Annotated in this window: 16 protein-coding genes; 6 read left to right on the forward strand and 10 right to left on the reverse strand. The window is 73.7% G+C overall.

The window, feature by feature from the left end:
• Nucleotides 1–28: 28 nt before the first annotated feature.
• The 7 genes from ABZW14_RS15945 to ABZW14_RS15975 all read right to left on the reverse strand — a co-directional run bounded on the left by ABZW14_RS15945 (nt 29) and on the right by ABZW14_RS15975 (nt 6,691).
• Nucleotides 29–2,281 carry an FtsX-like permease family protein gene (locus ABZW14_RS15945; RefSeq protein ID WP_355346150.1) on the reverse strand — a complete coding sequence of 751 codons (2,253 nt, stop codon included), beginning with the start codon at nt 2,279–2,281 and terminating at the stop codon, nt 29–31.
• Complete coding sequence (locus ABZW14_RS15950) at nt 2,278–2,949, reverse strand: ABC transporter ATP-binding protein (RefSeq protein ID WP_355346153.1); 672 nt, start codon at nt 2,947–2,949, stop codon at nt 2,278–2,280. Before ABZW14_RS15950 ends, ABZW14_RS15945 begins: the two co-directional genes overlap by 4 nt.
• Nucleotides 2,946–3,470 carry a PadR family transcriptional regulator gene (locus ABZW14_RS15955; RefSeq protein ID WP_355346156.1) on the reverse strand — a complete coding sequence of 175 codons (525 nt, stop codon included), beginning with the start codon at nt 3,468–3,470 and terminating at the stop codon, nt 2,946–2,948. Before ABZW14_RS15955 ends, ABZW14_RS15950 begins: the two co-directional genes overlap by 4 nt.
• 41 nt (nt 3,471–3,511) lie before the next feature.
• Nucleotides 3,512–4,285, reverse strand: coding sequence for a PPOX class F420-dependent oxidoreductase (locus tag ABZW14_RS15960; protein ID WP_355346159.1), 774 nt, complete (start codon nt 4,283–4,285; stop codon nt 3,512–3,514).
• Nucleotides 4,286–4,342: 57 nt separating this feature from the next.
• Nucleotides 4,343–4,714, reverse strand: coding sequence for a YciI family protein (locus ABZW14_RS15965; RefSeq protein ID WP_355346162.1), 372 nt, complete (start codon nt 4,712–4,714; stop codon nt 4,343–4,345).
• A 1-nt stretch (nt 4,715) separates the two neighbouring features.
• Complete coding sequence (locus ABZW14_RS15970; protein ID WP_355346165.1) at nt 4,716–5,366, reverse strand: DUF998 domain-containing protein; 651 nt, start codon at nt 5,364–5,366, stop codon at nt 4,716–4,718.
• Between the two features lie 77 nt (nt 5,367–5,443).
• Entirely contained in the window at nt 5,444–6,691 is a 1,248-nt protein-coding gene (locus ABZW14_RS15975; RefSeq protein ID WP_355346168.1) for an RNA polymerase sigma factor, read from the reverse strand.
• Nucleotides 6,692–6,829: 138 nt separating this feature from the next.
• On the opposite strand from ABZW14_RS15975, the gene ABZW14_RS15980 reads away from it, so the two are divergent.
• From ABZW14_RS15980 to ABZW14_RS16000, 5 genes are all read left to right on the forward strand, one after another.
• The gene (locus tag ABZW14_RS15980; RefSeq protein ID WP_355346171.1) at nt 6,830–7,198 is read left to right on the forward strand and encodes a VOC family protein; all 369 of its coding nucleotides are present in this window, start codon (nt 6,830–6,832) and stop codon (nt 7,196–7,198) included.
• Nucleotides 7,199–7,220: 22 nt separating this feature from the next.
• On the forward strand, nt 7,221–7,955 hold the full coding sequence (locus ABZW14_RS15985; protein WP_355346174.1) for a DUF2071 domain-containing protein: 735 nt from the start codon (nt 7,221–7,223) through the stop codon (nt 7,953–7,955).
• Nucleotides 7,956–8,229: 274 nt separating this feature from the next.
• Nucleotides 8,230–8,931, forward strand: coding sequence for a hypothetical protein (locus ABZW14_RS15990; protein ID WP_355346176.1), 702 nt, complete (start codon nt 8,230–8,232; stop codon nt 8,929–8,931).
• Between the two features lie 3 nt (nt 8,932–8,934).
• A complete protein-coding gene (locus ABZW14_RS15995) occupies nt 8,935–9,777 on the forward strand; it encodes a cobalt transporter (RefSeq protein WP_355346179.1) in 843 nt (280 codons plus the stop codon).
• A 71-nt stretch (nt 9,778–9,848) separates the two neighbouring features.
• Complete coding sequence (locus ABZW14_RS16000) at nt 9,849–14,051, forward strand: LamG-like jellyroll fold domain-containing protein (RefSeq protein ID WP_355346182.1); 4,203 nt, start codon at nt 9,849–9,851, stop codon at nt 14,049–14,051.
• A 116-nt stretch (nt 14,052–14,167) separates the two neighbouring features.
• On the opposite strand, the gene yidD is transcribed toward ABZW14_RS16000, so the two are convergent.
• Together yidD and ABZW14_RS16010 are read right to left on the reverse strand one after the other, a co-directional pair.
• The gene (yidD, locus tag ABZW14_RS16005; protein WP_355346286.1) at nt 14,168–14,530 is read right to left on the reverse strand and encodes a membrane protein insertion efficiency factor YidD; all 363 of its coding nucleotides are present in this window, start codon (nt 14,528–14,530) and stop codon (nt 14,168–14,170) included.
• Between the two features lie 50 nt (nt 14,531–14,580).
• Nucleotides 14,581–15,750, reverse strand: coding sequence for an aminoglycoside phosphotransferase family protein (locus ABZW14_RS16010; RefSeq protein WP_355346185.1), 1,170 nt, complete (start codon nt 15,748–15,750; stop codon nt 14,581–14,583).
• 108 nt (nt 15,751–15,858) lie between these two features.
• Between ABZW14_RS16010 and ABZW14_RS16015 the strand changes: the two genes are divergently transcribed.
• Nucleotides 15,859–16,437 carry a hypothetical protein gene (locus ABZW14_RS16015; protein ID WP_355346188.1) on the forward strand — a complete coding sequence of 193 codons (579 nt, stop codon included), beginning with the start codon at nt 15,859–15,861 and terminating at the stop codon, nt 16,435–16,437.
• A 17-nt stretch (nt 16,438–16,454) separates the two neighbouring features.
• Here the strand turns inward: ABZW14_RS16015 and ABZW14_RS16020 are convergent, their stop codons facing one another.
• Complete coding sequence (locus ABZW14_RS16020) at nt 16,455–17,618, reverse strand: hypothetical protein (protein WP_355346191.1); 1,164 nt, start codon at nt 17,616–17,618, stop codon at nt 16,455–16,457.
• Nucleotides 17,619–17,687: the final 69 nt, after the last annotated feature.

Genomic DNA, 17,687 nt, shown 5'->3' on the forward strand with positions numbered 1-17,687 from the left:
TTCCTCGCCCGGCCCTCCGCGACCGAACTCAGTCGTTGCGCGCGGTCTCCGGGCCGGTGATCCGGCGCAGCAGCGGCAGCGTCAGGGCGACGATCCCCAGCGACACCGCCAGCCCACCGGCCACCATCAGGTAGAACGAGCCGTGCGGCGCCAGCAGCGTGTAGCCGAGCTGCGCGCGCAGGAACAGGTGCGCGGCCAGGAATCCCATCCCGATGGCCACCGCCGCGACCGCCAGCAGCGGCACGACGGTCTCCAGCGCCACCACCCCCCGCAGCGTACGCAGCTGCACGCCGGTCAGCCGCAGCATGCTGAACGGCCGTTTCCGGTCGCTCAGCCCGCCGGCCACGCTCACCGCCAGGCTGCAACCCGCGATCGGCAGGCTGGCCAGCATGATCACGTTGGCGAGCTGCTGGAACTGCACCATCAGCCGGGCGGAGTTCGACTCCCACTCGGCGACGCTGGACGGGAACCGATTCGTCGGGAACGCGTTGACCAGCATGGTCCGGGCCTGCTCGAACGCGGCGCGGCTGGTGGTGTTGACGACCACCGACCGGATCGGCCGCCGGTCGACCTGGGCCGGGTCCATGTCGGCGGCGGGCCAGACGTAGTTGTCGTTGGTCAGGTCCCACGCGCGCTCGCCGATGAGGTCGTCGGCCACGGCCGCGACCCTCGCGCCGGCAGGGCACGCGCCGAACACCGCCAGCCGGTCCAGCTCGGCGCACGTGATGACGCTCGGCCACCACGCCCGGTAGGCGGCGTCTCCCACCGGCGTCCCGCGCACCTCGATCGGGGGCGGCTCCTCGACGGGGTTGGCGTGGACCAAAGTCACGCTGCGTACCCCCGGGATCGTCGCGAGCCCGGCCGGGATCTGGTCCGCGGTCGGTGCGGGGCCGTCCTCGGGCGGGAACCACGTCGTCAGGGACGTGGCGGCCACCGAGTCGGTGCGCGGCTCACCCCGGTTGGCCACGTAGCTGGTGATGATGCCGGTGGCGACGCTGGTCACGAACAGCGCCACGATGAGCCCGCTGACGGCCCGGAACCCGGCCCGGGGGTTGTCGGCGAGGCGCCGCCCGGCGATGAGCGCCGCCGGCCGGCTCGCCCGCCCGGCCAGCAGGCGCGCGCCGGCCATGGTCAGCCAGGGCCCGGCCAGCACCAGCCCGGTCAGGATCAGCAGGAACCCCGAGAGGTACGCGGTGAGCTGCCCGTTGGTCGTCGGCGGACGCCGGCCGACGAAGTACGCCAGCTCGACCACCCCGGCGACCAGCGGGATCAGCCGCCAGGCGCGCGGCGGTTTCGGGGTGACCCGGCGCGCGACGCCCAGCGGGGAGATCTGCACCCGGCGCAGCGCCAGCCAGGAGGCCACGACGGCGCCGAGCGGGATGCCGAGCGCGACCGCCAGGACGTCGGTGACGGTCAGGGACAGGTCGGCGGTGAAGAAGCGCTCGCCGGTGAACGCCACCGCGGCGAGCGCCGGGCGCAGTGCGAGGAACAGCCCGAACCCCACGGCCGTGCCCACCGCGGCGGCGAGCACGGATTCCACGGCGGAGATGACGGAGATCTGCCGCGGCGTGGCGCCGACCAGGCGCATCGCGGCGAAGCGCTGCTCCCGGCGGGTCGCGGCCAGCCGGGTGGCGGTGCCGATGAAGATGAGCACGGGGAACAGCAGCGCGACCGCGACGATGGAGAGCACGAGGGCCATGCCGTCGTGGTTGATGCCGACGTAGCAGCCGCGGGAGCAGCTGTCCGGCGAGGTGGTCATGATCTGGGTGACCTTGCCCGCGCCCAGCGGTTCGAGGTCGGCCGGGGTGCGGCCGATGACGATCAGCAGCGAGTCGGGCGACGGCAGCGCCACCCGGCCGATGGTGCCGACCTGATGGCCGGGGAACCGGTCGGCGAGTTGCGCCGCCGGGGTGCTCCGCAGCAGCTCGCCGAGGGCGGGCGAGACGTAGTATTCGCCGGGGCCGGGCAGGCGCGGGATGCCCGGCGGGACCGGCGCGTCCGGTCCGGTCGCCGCGACCTCGACCCGGCCGATCGAGTCCCCGTGGTAGTAGTCCTCCCGGATCAGCCACCACATCGGCTCGGCCGCCGGGTCGGCGGAGGCCGGGGCGACGGCGGTGTTGAGCCAGGCGTACCGCTGGTTCTGGGCGTCGACGGCGTTCATGCCGGCGAGGGTGGCCAGGAGCATGCCGACGCCGAGCGCCACGGCGGCGGCGATGACGGCGAGCCGGGTGGCGGCCTCCCGCCCGCCGGCCAGGGACAGCCGGACCGCGAACCGGATCATGCCGACACCAGCGCGTTCACCCTGCCGTCACGCACGATGACCTGCCGGTCGGCGTACGCGGCGACGCGGGCGTCGTGGGTGACCAGGACGACGGTCGTGCCCTCCTCGCGGGCCGAGGAGACCAGCAGGTCCATGACCTGCTCGCCGGTCAGCGAGTCGAGCGCGCCGGTCGGCTCGTCGGCGAACAGCGCTCCGGGCCGCCCGACGAGGCCGCGGGCCAGCGCGACCCGCTGGGCCTGCCCGCCGGACAGCTCGCCGGAGCGGCGCCGCTCCAGGCCGGTCAGGTCGAGCCGTTCGAACCAGGGCCGCGCTTCCTTCAGCGCGGCGGCCCGCTTCACGCCGTTGAGCAGCAGTGGCAGCGCGACGTTCTCCTCGGCGGTCAGCTCCGGCACGAGCTGCCCGGACTGGAACACGAACCCGAAGCGGTCCCGCCGCAGGACGCTGCGCCGGTTCTCGCTGAGGGTGTCGATCCGCCGGCCGTCGAAGTGGATCTCGCCGGCGTCGGGCACGAGGATCCCGGCCAGGCAGTGCAGCAGGGTGGACTTCCCGGAGCCGCTCGGGCCCATGATGGCGACGATCTCGCCCGGGTCCACCGCGACGCTGGCGCCGCGCAGCGCCGGCGTCTCACCGAAGGACAGCTTCACGTCCCGCGCCTCGACGGCCGTCATCCCCGCACCTCCTTCGCGAGCGCGTCCAGCCGGGCGGCTGTGGTGTCGATCCAGTGCAGGTCGGCCTCCAGGTGGAACAGGCCGTGGTCGGCCAGCATGGCGTCGACGAGGCCGCCCGAGCGCTTGATCGCGGTGAGTTCCTTCATCCGGCCCAGGTGGGCGGCGCGCTGCCGGTCGAGGTAGTCCTCGGCGGGGCGGCCGAGCATCAGCGCCAGCACCACCTTGGTGAACAGGACCGTCTGCAGGTTGGGTTCGGCCGGGACCGGCTCGGTCAGCCACGACTCGACCTCGGTGGCGCCCCGTTCGGTGATGACGTAGCGCTTGCGCTCGGGGCCGACGCCCGGCTCGACCTCGCCGATCACGATCTTGCCGTCGCGGGCGAGCCGGCTCAGCGTCGAGTAGACCTGCCCGAACGGCAGGGGCTTGCCGCGGCTGAAGAAGGCGTCGTAGTCGCGTTTCAGGTCGTAGCCGTGGCTGGGCTCGCGGTCGAGCAGGCCGAGCAGGGTCATGGGAACGCTCATGGCGTCACCATACACTGAGGGTATACCCCGCGTATATACCTTCAGCGTGCAGTCAGTTCGAAGTGCACGGTGCGGCCGGTCCTCCCCCGGCCGAGCCGGTGCGTCAGCGGCACGAGCACCCCGTGCAGCAGCGGGTGCTTGCGCACCAGCGCCCGGCTCGCCGCCCGGTGCTCCGCCCCGCTCAACCGCCGCGCCACCGCCTCGACCGCCGCCCCGGTCGGCCTGCCGAGGGCCGTCGACGGCGCCAGGGTCACCCGCGGGTCGTTGCGGATCCGCCGGGTCTTCCACGCCTTCTCGAAGCTGCGCACGTACGCCCGCTCCCCCGACACGACGACGCTCACGGCGGTCGGCACGGCCGTGCCGTCCCGCTTGAACGTCGTGAGCACCACGGTCTTCTGCCGCACCAGCGGCGCCCACCCGGAGGCCGGCGCCGGGTCGACGTAGCCGACCACCCAGCCGAGCTGCCGCAGCCGGGCCACCAGCGCGGCCAGGGCCAGCAGGGCCGACAGCAGGACCAGCCAGGTCTGGCCGGCGCTGCCACCCAGGTCGGCGTCGAGCACGTGCGACATGGTGTGCGCCGCCGCGCCGACCACGTAGCCGGCCAGCGCGACCGCCAGGGCGTCGGCCCAGATGAGCGCCAGCAGCAGGGTCGCGCCGATGCCGAGCTGGAACGCCCCGACGTCGTGCACGAAGTGCTCATTCGGCGGGAAGTTCACCGCCGCGCTGAACGAGTCCGCCCGGGCCAGCGCCCACACCCCGACGACCACCGACGCCGCACCGAGCAGAGCGGCCGTCCCACGTACCAGTGCGTTCATGTCCGTGAGACGGCCGGGCGCCCGGCGGTGTGACCGCCGGGCGCCCGGACCTCGCCGTCAGCCCTCGTGGGGGCCCTCACTGACCCGCCGCACGTCCACCTCGACGTCGATACCGCTCTCGGTGAAGACGTCGACGAACCGCTTCGCCCACTCGACCGCCTCCTCCTTCGAGCGGACCTCGACCAGACCGAAGCCGGCGATCAGCTCCTTGGTCTCGGTGAACGGCCCGTCGGTGACGGTCTTCTTCCCCTTGGTCGCGGTGATCCGCGCCGACTCCTCGCTGCTCTTGCAGAGCCCCTCGGCGGCCACCAGGATCCCGGCCTTGGCGACCTCCTCCATGTAGGCGCCCATCCGCTTCATGAACTCCGGCGACGGCTCGAAGTTGCCGGGAACGGCCTCGTCCAGCTTGTGCATCATCATGTAACGCATCTCAGTGCTTCCTCTCGGTGATCGTGTGCAGGGAAACCGCGGTGAGCCAGCCGAAGACCAGCGCCGAGCCGAGCACCAACCGGACGCTGATGCTGCCCTGGTCCGGCCAGGCCATGACGACGACCGTCGCCGCGGCGACGAGGACCGACGACAGCGCCCCCACCCGCCCGAAGCGGCGGGCGAAGACCAGGCAGGCGACGGTGAGCGCCCCGAAGGAGAGCATCGCGCCGGCCCCGTGGCCGTAGGAGTGCCAGCTCATCGTCTCCGGGTTGCCCTCCGGCGCGCCGGCCGGCCAGCCCATGCTCGGGTCGGGGCGGAGCACCCCGGCGACGACCAGCCCGACGCCGAGCACCGCGACCAGCGCCGGCCCCCACGTCCCGGCCCGCTCGCCGCGCAGCGCCCGCCGGAAGCCGACGGACCCGGCCAGCGCCAGCAGCCCGGAGACGACGAAGTTGGCGATCTGGATCCAGCCGTACTCGCCGAGGGTGAGCAGGCTGAGCGGCTGCCGGCTCAGGTCGAAGCCGTCGCGGGTGAACGCCTGGGCCAGGCCCAGGCCCAGGAACAGCGGCCCCGCGGCGGCGCCAGCGGTGAGCAGGGTGGCGGTCGAGACACGCCGCGCCGTCGCGGCCCGGGTGAGCGTCGTGCTGGTCATCGCGATCTCCTCGTCATCGGTTCTCACTGACGCGTCGATCGGGCCCACCGGGATCCGACATGACTTCTCAAGATTTTTTACGAGCCGCAGGCGGCGGCCCGGTCGAGCAGCAGCGCCCGCTCCCGGGCGTTGCCGGTGAGCGACGCCGCCCGCTCGAACTCGACCCTGGCCTCGGGCAGTCGGCCGAGCTTGAACAGCAGGTCACCGATCACGCTGGGCAGCAGGTGGTAGCCGGCCAGCGCCGACTCGGACTCCAGCTCCCGGGCCAGCTTCAGGCCGGCGGCGGGCCCGTCGGCCTGGGCGACGGCGACGGCCCGGTTCAGCTCGATCACGGGCGAGGGCACGAGCCGGGCCAGCTCCGCGTAGAGGGCGGCGATCCGCGCCCAGTCGGTCTCCTCGGGGGTACGCGCCCGCGCGTGGCAGGCCGCGATCTCGGCCTGGAGGGCGTACGGGCCGGGGTGGTCGGTGCGGGCCTGGTCGAGGGCGGCGAGGCCGCGCCGGATGAGCCACTGGTCCCAGCGGCCGCGGTCCTGGTCGTTGAGGAGGATCGGCGTGCCGTCGGGGGCGGTGCGGGCGCGGGTGCGCGACGCCTGGATCTCCAGCAGCGCGGCGAGGCCGTGCACTTCGGGCTCGCCGGGCATGAGGCCCTGAAGCAGGCGGGCCAGCCGCAGGGCCTCCTGGCAGAGGGCGGGGCGCATCCAGTCGTCGCCGGCAGTGGCCGAGTAGCCCTCGTTGAAGACGAGGTAGACGACCTCGAGGACCGAGTCGAGGCGTTCGGCGCGCTCGGCCGGACCGGGCACCTCGAACGGGATCTTCGCGGTGGCAAGGGTCTGCTTGGCGCGGGTGATGCGCTGCCCGACGGTGGGTTCGGTGGTGAGGAAGGCGCGGGCGATCTCGCCGGTGGTGAGGCCGCCGACCAGCCGCAGGGTGAGCGCGGCGCGGGCGATCGGCGACAGGATCGGGTGGCAGGCCACGAAGATGAGCCGCAGCAGGTCGTCCTCGATGTGCTCGTCGAGGGCGGCCTCGAAGTCGGGGGTGACCTGTTCGTCGAGGTCACGGCCGAGTTCGGCGAGCGTACGCTGCTGGGTCTGCCGGCGGCGCAGCGTGTCGACGGCCCGGCGCTTGCCGACGGTGGTCAGCCACGCCCCCGGGTTGGCCGGGACGCCGTCGCGCGGCCACTGCTCCAGCGCGGCGACCAGCGCGTCCTGGGCCAGTTCCTCGGCCAGGCCGACGTCGCGGACCAGCGCCGCGATGCCGGCGACGACCCGGGCGGCCTCCATGCGCCACACCGCCTCGACGGTGCGCCGCGCCTCGGACTCCCCCACGGCCACATCACAGCAGGTCAGGCCGCCGTCCGCCACCACCTGTGAGGCCGGGCACGATGGCGGGACGGACGAGGCCGGAGGAAGTGTCGTAGGCGGCTCGTAGCCTGGCGCAGTCATCGACGATCGCAGGGAGACGACGTGCTCGACCACTTCTCCGTCATGGTGAGCGACCTGCCGGCCAGTGCCGCCTTCTACGACGCGGTGCTCGCCCCGCTGGGCGCCCGCCGGATCATGGAGCCCGGCCCGATCGGCTACGGCGTCGACAGTCCCGACTTCTGGCTGGTGCCCGCGCCCGCCGACGCGGGCGCGCCGCTCGAGTCGCACATCGCCTTCACCGCCCCGGACCGGGCCGCGGTGCAGGCGTTCCACGACGCGGCCGTGGCGGCCGGGGCCGAGGTGCTGCACGCGCCGCGGGTGTGGCCGGAATACCACCCGACCTACTTCGGGGCTTTCGTGCGGGACCCGGACGGCAACAACGTCGAGGCGGTCTGCCACCGGCCGGAGTGACCCGGAGGGGCACGATGGAGGGGTGGACATCGAGCCGGTCGACTGCGCGCCCGTGCGGGCGATCCGGCGTGCCTGGCTGCGGCAGCGCTGGCAGGACTTGACGTTCCTGCACTGGGCGGTCGCGCCCGAGGTCGTCGCACCGCTGCTGCCGCCCGGCACCCGGCCGGACACCCTCGACGGGCTCAGCTATGTCGGGCTGATCGGCTTCCGGATGGTGGGGCTGGGTTTCGGGCGGGGGCCGGGCGTGCCGTACTTCGGCACCTTCTGGGAGACCAACGTCCGGCTCTACTCGGTCGACGGCACCGGGCGGCGGGCCGTGGTGTTCCGCTCGCTGGACGCGTCCCGGCTGGTGCCGGTGCTGGTGGCGCAGCTGAGCCTGCGGCTGCCCTACAAGTGGTCGGCGATGCGGCTGGACCGGGACGGGGATCGCCTGACCTACCGCTGCCGGCGCCGCTGGCCCGGCCCGGCCGGCGCGGCCAGCCGGATGGAGGTGCGGGTCGGTGAGCCGATCGCCGACCCGACCCCGCTGGAGCACTTCCTCACCGCCCGCTGGGGCCTGCACACCCGGGCGTACGGGCGCACCCGGCACCTGCCGAACTGGCATCCGCAGTGGCCGTTGCACCGCGCCGACCTGCTGCACCTGGATGACGATCTGGTCACCGCCGCCGGGCTGCCGTCACCGGCCGGGCCGCCGGCCAGCGTGCTCTACTCCCCCGGCATCCCGGTGGTGTTCGGCGGCCCGGCGCCGCTGCGCTGAGGTGTCAGCGCACGCGGGTCGGGCGTGCCGCGCGGCACGCCCGGCCGGCAGCGGCGCTCTCGGTGGGCGGCCAGCCGGCCGCCCACCGCGCCGTGGCCGTCACGGCCCCGCTGGTCGGCGTCGAGCACCTGCTCAGCACGATCGCCGGACCGGTCTTCGAAGTACGGCAACCTCCCCGTCAACGTTCGCTCAGTTCCCGTGACCTCGTTGGTCACCTGCGGCCGAAACGATCACCGCGTCCCCGGCCGACCTCCGAGCGAACGGCGAGTCCATCGTGTCCTCCACGCACCGCGCCCCGCGTCGACTGTGGGCGGTACTCGCGCTGGCGCTGGTGGGCGTGCTGGTCCCGGACCCGGCCTCGGCGCATCCCTTCGGCGCTCCACAGCAGATCGAGGTCGCCGGTGAGAGCGATCATCGGGTGCGGGTCCGCTGGCTCGTCGGCGGGACCGACGACCTGACGCTGCTCGGCATCGACCTCGGCGTGCTGCCGAAGGACCGCGTGATGCTCGACGGTGCGGTGACCTACTCCGACTCCGACGCCGAGGCGTTGGCCAAGGCCCCCGAGTTCGCCGGGTACCTGACCGAGCGGATCAACGTGACCCAGGACGGACGGTCCTGCGACGGCGAGGTGAGCATCGCCGGTGACCTGACGAAGGCCGGCGCCGAGGTGCTGTTCACCTGCCCCGAACCGGTGAGCACGGTGACCGTGACGTCCCGGATGCTCACCGACCTGCACGAGGCATACCGGACACTCGCGCGGGGCCCCGGCGGCCAGAAGGCCGTGTACGACGCCCGGCACGAGTCGGCCGACTGGACCGTCTCGGCCGGCCCGGGCACGCGATCCGACGTTGCGTCGACCCGATCCGCGGTTGCTGCGGACGAGAGCGCCCGGCAACTCCTCGTCGCCGGGGGCGTCATGCTGGCCGCCGTCGCGGCCGGCATCTTCTGGTATCGCCGACGGCTGCGAAGGGCCTGACACATGGATGCGACCACCGGCATCGGCACCGTCCTCCCGGGTTCCGGTCCCGCCGCCCACCTCGCCATCGGTGATCTCTTCGGCGCCGCCGGGCTGGGCGATCGGCTGATCGAGACGGTGCAGTCACCGGGTTTCGTGCCGGTGACGCTGGTGATCGCATTCCTGGCCGGGGCCGCACACGGGCTCGCGCCCGGCCACGGCAAGAGCCTCGCCGCGGCGTACCTGATCGGTTCCCGCGGCCGGGTCCGCGACGCCGCCTGGCTGGGAGTCTCGGTGGCCGTCATGCACACCGTCTCGGTGCTGGCCATCGCCGTCGCCTGGACCTTCTTCTCCCTCTCCGACCTGGTCAGCCTGGAGCGCCTGACCACCGGGCTCCAGCTGGTCGCCGGCCTGACCGTCGTCGCCGTCGGGCTCTGGCTGCTGCGACGCCACCTGCGCGGGCACGGTCACGGCCACGCTCATGACCACAGCCACAGCCACGGCCAGGCGCACAGCCACAGCCATGACCACGGCCACACCTCGCGGCCGGGTCTGCTCCTGCTGGGCATCTCCGGCGGCCTGACGCCGTCGCCTGCGGCCTTCCTCGTGCTGGCGACCGGCATCTTCGCCGGCCGGGCCGGGTTCGCCCTGGTCCTGGTGGCCTGCTTCGGCCTCGGGCTCGCCGCGGTGCTCTTCACCGTCGGGCTCCTGGCACTCACCGGCCGCTCCCTCGTGCTACGCGCCGGCTCCTCCCGCGCCCTCCTGCACGTGGCCGCGCGGGTGGCCCCCGTGCTGGCCGCCTGCGGCATCACCCTCATCGGCCTCGGCATCTCCGCCGCCGCCGTGGCCGGCCTGCCCGGCACCTGACCCGGGCCCGCGGATCGGCGACCAGTGACCCACCACCAACACCAGAAGAACCCCCAACCAAAGGAGATGTCGTGACCACACGACTCGCGATCGCCCGAGGGTGGCGCCGGCTCGGCGCGTCCACGCTCGGGCTCGCGGTGGCCGCCGGTGCGCTGCTGTTACCCGCCCAGGACGCGCCGACGCTCGGCCGCGTCAACCAGGCCGCCGCGGCCGTCCCGGCCGCCGACGTCCTCGACGTCGCCTTCACCGGCGGCACCGCCACCGACCGGGCGCAGAACCTCGCCCCCACCATCTGGGGCGCTCCGACCTACACCACCGACACCGCGTTCGGCCACGAACTTCTGAAGGTGGACGGCGTCGACGACGCGGTCTCCTTCGACTTCGCCGACCAGTGGAGCCGGTTCTCCACCGGCTTCGCCATCGAGTGCGTCTTCCGGGTCGACACCGCCATGCCGGTCAGCAGTGAGAAGGACCTCTGCTCCGACAAGGAGGGTGGCGGCTTCTCCGTCTACGTCACCGGCGGCAACCTCGGCACGATGGCCCACATCGGTGGCGGCTACAAGTCGGTGCTGACGCCGATCACCGGCAACCGCTGGTACCACGCCGTCTCGGCCTGGGACGGCCAGACGCTGCGCCTCTACCTCAACGGCCAGCTGGCCGGCTCCGCCGCGGCCACCGGCGCGCTCACCCCGCCCGCCGCGACCTCGCGCCGGTTCGTGATCGGCGCCGACGCGGCCCCCACCGGCATCGGGCAGGTCGCCCCGCCGGCCTCCTTCGCCGCCAGCAAGGTCTGGACCCGGTCGCTGGCCGCCGCCGAGGCGGCCGAGCTGGCCTCGGCGTACGGGCTCGCGCCGCAGGTGCCCGTCGCCGACGTCCTCGACGTCGACTTCGACGACAGCACCCCGAAGGACGACGCGCAGAACCTCGCCGTCACCACCGTCGGCGAGCCGGTCATCGCGCAGGACAGCGCGGTGAAGGTGCCGGTCGCGTCCTTCGACGGCGCCAACGACGCGTACGCCTACGCGATGGGCGACGCGCAGTGGGCGAAGATCCGCAACCAGGTCTCGATCGAGTGCACCTTCAAGGACAACGGCACGCTGCCCAACTCCGGTGAGCACTCGGTGTGCTCGGAGAAGGAGAGCGGCGGCTACTCGATCGTGGTGTACGGCGACAAGCTGACCTTCGCCGTGTACGCCAACGGCGCGTACCGCAACGCCCAGGTCGCCATCTCCTCCGGCCGCTGGTACCACGCCGTCGGCACCTGGGACGGCGCCACGGCCCGCCTGTACGTCGACGGTGTCCTGGCCGCCTCGGTCGCCGCGCCCGCCCCGCTGGGGCTGCCCGGCGGCGCCGCCCGCAACAACTTCTTCGTGGGCGCCGACGCGGTCAACCAGTTCTGGGCGCCGGCGACCGTACGCAACGCCCGCATCTACTCCCGGGCTCTGGGCCTGGACGAGGTGCAGGCCCTCAACGTCGCCGCGCTCGGTGACGTCCGGGACGCGGGCGTCGCGATCACCGCGACCGTGCCGGCCGAGGGCGCCCACCTCAGCCGCCCGACCGAGTTCCAGGTGACGGTCGCCAACCAGGGCAACGCCACCGGCTGGCGCTACCTGCTCGACGGCCAGCCCGTGCAGGTCGGCCAGGAGATCGGCGGCGGCCTGAAGTCCGGCGGCCACACCCTGGAGATCTCGGCGACCGACGTGTTCGGCAAGCCGGTCGCCAGGACCGTCCGGTTCACCTCCGACGCCATCCCGACCGGTGGCGGCACCGACGTCGGCCAGGGCAGCGGCCGGGTCACCCTCTCGGCGATCGCCCACAACCCCGACGGCGGTGACGTCACCACCACCTTCAAGCAGGCCACCCCGAGCGTGCCGGCGGGCGGCTTCCAGGGCGTCGTCCCGGTCATGCCCGCCACCCTCGACTTCTCCTACACCGAGGGCGGCCAGATCGGCGCGAGCCCGCGCCCCGACGGCAAGCTCGCGAACAGCCCGTCCACCGGCAACATCCCGTTCCAGCGGTTCGACGTCCAGGTGCCGCCGTCGGGCGAGCGCCGCCAGATTCTGTGGAGCGGCGTGGTCGACCCCGAGCGGGCCGTCTCCCTGCTCGCCTGGAACACCGCCACCACGGCGTGGACCGAGCTCGCCACCGCACGCGGCCAGGCCGAGGGCGACACCACGCTGAAGGCCGCCGTCCGGCCCGAGGTCGTCGACAACGGCACGGTGCACGTCCTGGTCGTCGGCGTGGACCCGTTCGCCGACGACCTCGCACCGCGCGACGGCTCGGCCGGCGCCCCGGCGAACCGGGACCACTTCGACGACCCCGCGTCGTACGACTTCTCGCTCGCCCACTTCACCGACACCCAGTACCTCGCCGAGGGTGCGGCCGGCGGCACCTACGACGACTTCGACGGCGTCGACGAGCCGACCGACAAGATGACGATGGAGGAGCGGGCGCTCTGGCAGAAGTCCTACCGGGACTCCACCCGGTGGCTCGCCGAGAACGGCTCCGGCAAGAAGATCGCCTACACCGCGCACACCGGTGACGTCATCGAGAACGACTACTCCGACCCGCTCGCCAAGGACTCGAACGGCAACCTGCTCTACCCGGGCCTGGACGAGCAGGTGACCCGCGAGTTCCAGTTCACCTCGGAGGCGCAGCGGACCCTCGATGACGCGGGCCTGGTCAACCAGGTCGTCGCGGGTAACCACGACAACCAGGGCGGCAACGAGACCGGCCCGGCGTCCCGCTTCAACAAGTACTACGGGCCGGACCGCTACTACGACGGCTCACAGAAGTGGCCGGCCGTGTCCAAGGCGTCGTACCACGCGTGGGACGAGACCACCGACGCGGCGGGCAACACGGTCACCCGGGGCAAGGACAACCAGAACAACTACGTCCTGTTCTCCGCCGGCGGGCTGGACTTCGTGGCCGTCGGCCTGTCCTACGGCGTCACCCAGGCCGAGGCCGACTGGGCCAGCTCGGTGTTCCAGCGGTACCACGACCGCAACGGCATCCTGCTCACCCACGCCTACCTCGCTCCGTCCGGGACGCCGGACGGCCGCGGAGCCAACTTCTCCACCGACGGCTCCCGGGCCTTCTCGACCATCGTCCGGGCCAACCCGAACGTGTTCCTGGTCCTCGCCGGCCACGAGCACGGCGTCGGCACCAACCTCAAGACCGGGGTCGGCGTGACGGTGTCCCACGACGTGGTCGAGCTGCTCGCGGACTACCAGTTCTACAAGATGACCGCCGGCGAGCTGTGGCCGGAGAAGGTCGACGCCAACGGCAACCTCGACCTCAACGGCGACGGCACCGTCGACCACAAGGCGACCGACCTGCTCCAGTTCGGCGCCAGCTTCCTGCGCCTGCTGCAGATCGACGTCGAGCGGTCCGAGATGAGCATCGACACCTACTCGCCGATGCTGAACAACTACGGCGCCACCGAGTACGACGACCGCAAGCGCTACAACGGCGCCGAGGACAACATGGTGCTGCCGATCGACCTGTCCAGCCGGACCACCAGCTTCGGCACGGACAGCCTGGTCGTCGTCACCCCGACCGACACGGTGATCGGTACGGCCACCGCGAAGTCGGGCTGGCCGGCCAGCGTGGCGTGGACGGGCCTGACCGAGGGCGAGCTGTACGCCTGGACCAGCACCAGCCGCACCGGCGACGGCGACCAGGTCGGCTCGGCCGACCAGTTCGGCGGCTTCTTCACCGCCACCGCCGCCGGCACCGACGTCACCCCGCCGGTGCTCACCGTCGCCGCGTCGACCACGGTCGAACAGGGCAAGGACTTCGACCCGCTCGCCGGGGTCACCGCGGTCGACAACACCGACGGCGACGTCACCGACCGGATCCAGGTGGTCGGCACCGTCGACACCGGCACCCCGGGCAGCTACGCCCTCACCTACCTGGTCTCCGACACCAACGGCAACCAGGCGGTCGCCAGCCGCGTGGTCACCGTGACGAAGACCCCGACCGACGTGAGCATCCCGACGTCGGTGCGCGCCGACGACGTGACGGCCACCTGGCGCAAGAGCGTGAAGCTCACCGCCACGGTGACGCCGAGCTCGGCGACCGGCCCCGTGCAGTTCCTCATCGGCGAGGACGTGCTGTGCGAGGCCCAGGTGAAGAAGGGCACGGCGACCTGCACGGTCGACCGGCTGCCCAGCCCCGGCACGCACCAGGTGCGGGCCGTCTACGGCGGCGACAGGAAGCACGCGCCGTCGTACGACGACTTCACCCTGACGGTGGTCGAGCGCCGCCGCTGATCGAAAGGTTCATGCACCCCTGAGCGGGGCCGGCCCGATCGGGCCGGCCCCGCTTCCCGTCCCCCTCACGGCACGGCGCCGCGGCGGGGGTCGCCGTGGACCAGGGTGGTGAGCCGTCAGCGCAGCGGGTCGTCGGTGCCGCGCGGGACGTCGGGCCGGCAGCGGCGGACCCGGTCGGCGGCCAGCCGCCCGCCCACCGCGAGGCCGTACCGCTCCACCGCCGCCAGGCCGTAGGCGCTGCACGTGGGGGTGTAGCGGCACTGGGCGGGCCAGCGGTGCGACAGCCAGCGGCGGTAGCCGAGGATGGCGGCGCGCCCGGCGCGGTCCATGGCCGGCCGGCGCACCACGCCGGCGGCGACCGAGCCGAGGGTCAGCAGCAGCGAGAAGAGGCCGAGGTCGCAGCAGCCGGGGCCGTCACAGTCGGGCAGGTCGCAGCTGCACCAGTCCCGGTCCTTCTTCTTGTGGCGCCGCTTCCGCATGATCACGACGCCATGATGCGACACCCGCGCCAGCGACCGATCTACCGTCGTCAGGCTGCTGCGGCGGCTCGGGTCAGGCAGGCCGGCACGTCGCCGCGGTGGTAGGGGTGTTCGCTCGGTTCGATGCCGGCGAGGAACATCGCGTACACGGCGGCCAGCCGCAGCTCGGCGACCGGGCGGAGCAGGTCGACGGCGCGCTGCGGGTCGCTGCCCGGCACGTCGGCCCGCCAGCGGGCCGCCCAGGCGTCGCGCAGCCGGGCCGCGACGGGCGGGTCGAGCGTCTCGGTGAGGCGCAGGATGTCGAAGGCGGGGTGGCCGACGAAGGCGTCGCCCCAGTCGATGACGGTCCGCCGGGTGCCGTCGCCGCGCACGTTGCCGGGGTGCAGGTCGCCGTGGACCAGGGTGTCGGGCAGGCCGCAGTCGCGGACCCGGTCGAGCCGGTCGTCGAGGCCGGCGAGCAGGTCGGCGGCCACCGTGGTGTCGTGCGGGGCCAGCCGGTCGCGGATCCAGCCGGCCAGCGCCGGCCCGCGCAGATCGGGTACGCCGGCCGCGACCAGCGCGGCGGCCTCCCCGGCGGCGCGCAGCTGGACGGGGTGGTGCTCGGCGGCGACGGCGGCCCGCTCGGCCTCGTCGGCGTCGTAGCGGTCCTCGCCGGGCACGTGGTCGAGCAGGATCCGGCCGGTGCCGTCGGCGGCGAGCAGGGTGGGGGCGACCGTGGGCGCGGCGGTGCCGAGCCAGCGCAGCACGGCGGCCTCGTGCCGGAAGAACGGGGGCACCTGCTTGAGCCAGGCGCTGCCGGCCGGGCCGTCGAGCCGCCAGATGGCCGACAGGTTCCAGGTGCGCTGCTGCGCCACGGCGGTCACCGGCCGGCCGAGCCGGCGCAGCTCCCCGGTGGCCCAGGCGATGCTGCGGGCCGGGCCGCCGGGCTCGGCGTACGGGGCGCGCAGCGGGTGCGGCGTGAGGTCCACCGCTGCCGGGGCCAGGGGTACGGCGGGTGGCTCGGTGACCTGGCCCAGGTAGGTGACGTGGCCGCCGGGCGGTTCGGGGCGGTCGCCGGTGAGCAGCCGCAGCACGGCCACATCGACGCCGTGCCGGCGGCGGGCCCCGTCGACGATCGAGCCGACCTCCTGCCACCACGGCTCCGGCACGTCGTACGGGGGCAGGGCGCCGAGGGGCCGGCCGTCGGCGTCGAGCAGGACCAGGGTCACGGTGCGGGACACGTGCCGGAGGCTAGCCGCGCACCCTGAGGGTCGCGAACGGTTAATCCGGGGGGCCGGTCGGGGGTGAGCCCGGATGTTCCCGGCCGGCCTGGCGACGAGGCTGAGGCCATGACCCTCACCGATATCCGGACGCGTCCCGCGTACCCCTGGTTGCGGCCGGTGGCCGTGACCGCGTCGCTGCTGCTCCTGGGCTACGGCCTGCTGCGCCTGATCGACCGCCTGGACGGGCACAGCGACAAGGGCGCCTGGGCGTGGAACACCGGGCACACCCTGTTCCTGCTCGGCATTCTCGGGTTCGCGGCGCTGATCGTGGGCCTGCACGGGGTGCTGCGTACCCGCTCGACGCGGCTGCGGGCGGTGGATGACGTGGCGGCGCTCGCCGGCCTGGTCGGCGCGGCCGCCTTCGTCTGGGTGATCCTGGGCGACCTGTTCCCGCGTTTCGCCGACGCGGTGGACACGCCGGATCTGGTGTTGCTGGGCGGGCCGGTGTTGTTCGAGGTGGGCCTGCTGGTGCTGCTCTACCGGTCCGCCGCGGCGCGGCTGCTGCCGGTGTGGGCGCCGGTGCTGACGCTGGTCGGGTTCGTGGCGATCGCCGTGAACCTGGACCTGCTGCCGATCGGCGCGGCCCTGGTCCTCGCCGGCCTGCTCCCGCTGCGGGCGACGGCCCGCGCGCCGCGCCTAGGCTAGCGGTCCCGGGTGGACGGTCAGGTCCAGAAGGTCCGGCGGAAGCCCTGGTTGCCGGCGCAGGCGTCGCGCCGCCCGCCGGTCAGGCTCACCGTGCCGTCGCGGCACTGCACCAGCCAGCCGTGGCCGGACCAGAAGCCGGGCACGCAGTCGAACCAGTCGCAGATTCCCGGGGCCGGTTTGCGGATCCGGGTGCCGCCGCAGAAGTCGTACCCGTAGGGGTTGGCCGGGGCGCCGCAGCGGCGTTCGGCGGCCGGGCGCGGCGTGGCGCTCCGGGCCGGCGGCGGCGCCGGCGCGGGCCGGGTCCGCTGCGGTTTGGGGGTGGGCTTGACCTGGACGGCGGGGGCGATCGCCGGAGGCGCGGGGGTGGCGGTGGCGTCCGGGGTGGCCGCGGCGGCCCGGTCCGAGCCGGGGCGCACCGGCGGGTCGGACTCGAAGAGCATGGCCGGCACGATCAGGGCGAGGGCCAGGGCGACCGCGACGGTTCGCCGGCCGCCGGGGAGCAGCCCGGAGAGCCGGGCCTGGGCCGGGGTGAGCACGGCCGGCCGTTCCGGCCGCTCCGCCTCGTGCTCGGCGATCAGCTCGTCGAGCTGGGCGACGACCGCGGGGCGCTGCTCGATCGCGTCGGCGAAGGCGAGGGCGAGCTTGAACCGGAAGTCGGCCACTGCGCCGGTGGGCAGCAGCAGGCCGGAGGTGCGCCGCCGGTCCAGGACCTGGATCAGCGTGACCGGCGCCGCCGGGTCGTGGGACAGGCCGGTCATCCGCCCGTACGTCCAGTCGCGCCGGCCGCGCCCGCCGAGCAGGACGAGACGGCGGTTGGTGAGCACGGCGAGCCCGGCGTCGACGACCTTGACCCCTTCGGGGCGGCGGGGGCGCAGCACCGGAGGTTCCGGGTCGACGGTCAGCTCGGGGGCCGGCAGCACGGCGGTGTGCCGCATCTCGACCAGTTGCGCGGCCGGCAGTGTCCAGAAGACCACCTCGCCGGGGGCCAGTTCGATGGGCAGGCCCTCGCCGGCCTCGAGCGAGCCGTGGAAGGAGCCGGCGAGGGTACGCAGTCGGCGCAGCTCCTCGTCGCGGTGTCGCCACGCCTCGTCGGCCGCGCGGAAGGCCCGCTGCCGCCGGTCGTTGTGCCGGTGCGCCCACCGGTAACGCCATGTGGAACCCGTCGAATCAGTTATCGCCACGCCGACTCCTCCGCCGCGCGAGCCCACCAATCGGGGTGTCTTTCATGTCAACGGCGGGGCGGGGGTGGC

Source organism: Micromonospora sp. NPDC004551 (assembly GCF_040609975.1).
In the GTDB taxonomy this organism is placed as follows: Bacteria; Actinomycetota; Actinomycetes; order Mycobacteriales; family Micromonosporaceae; genus Micromonospora.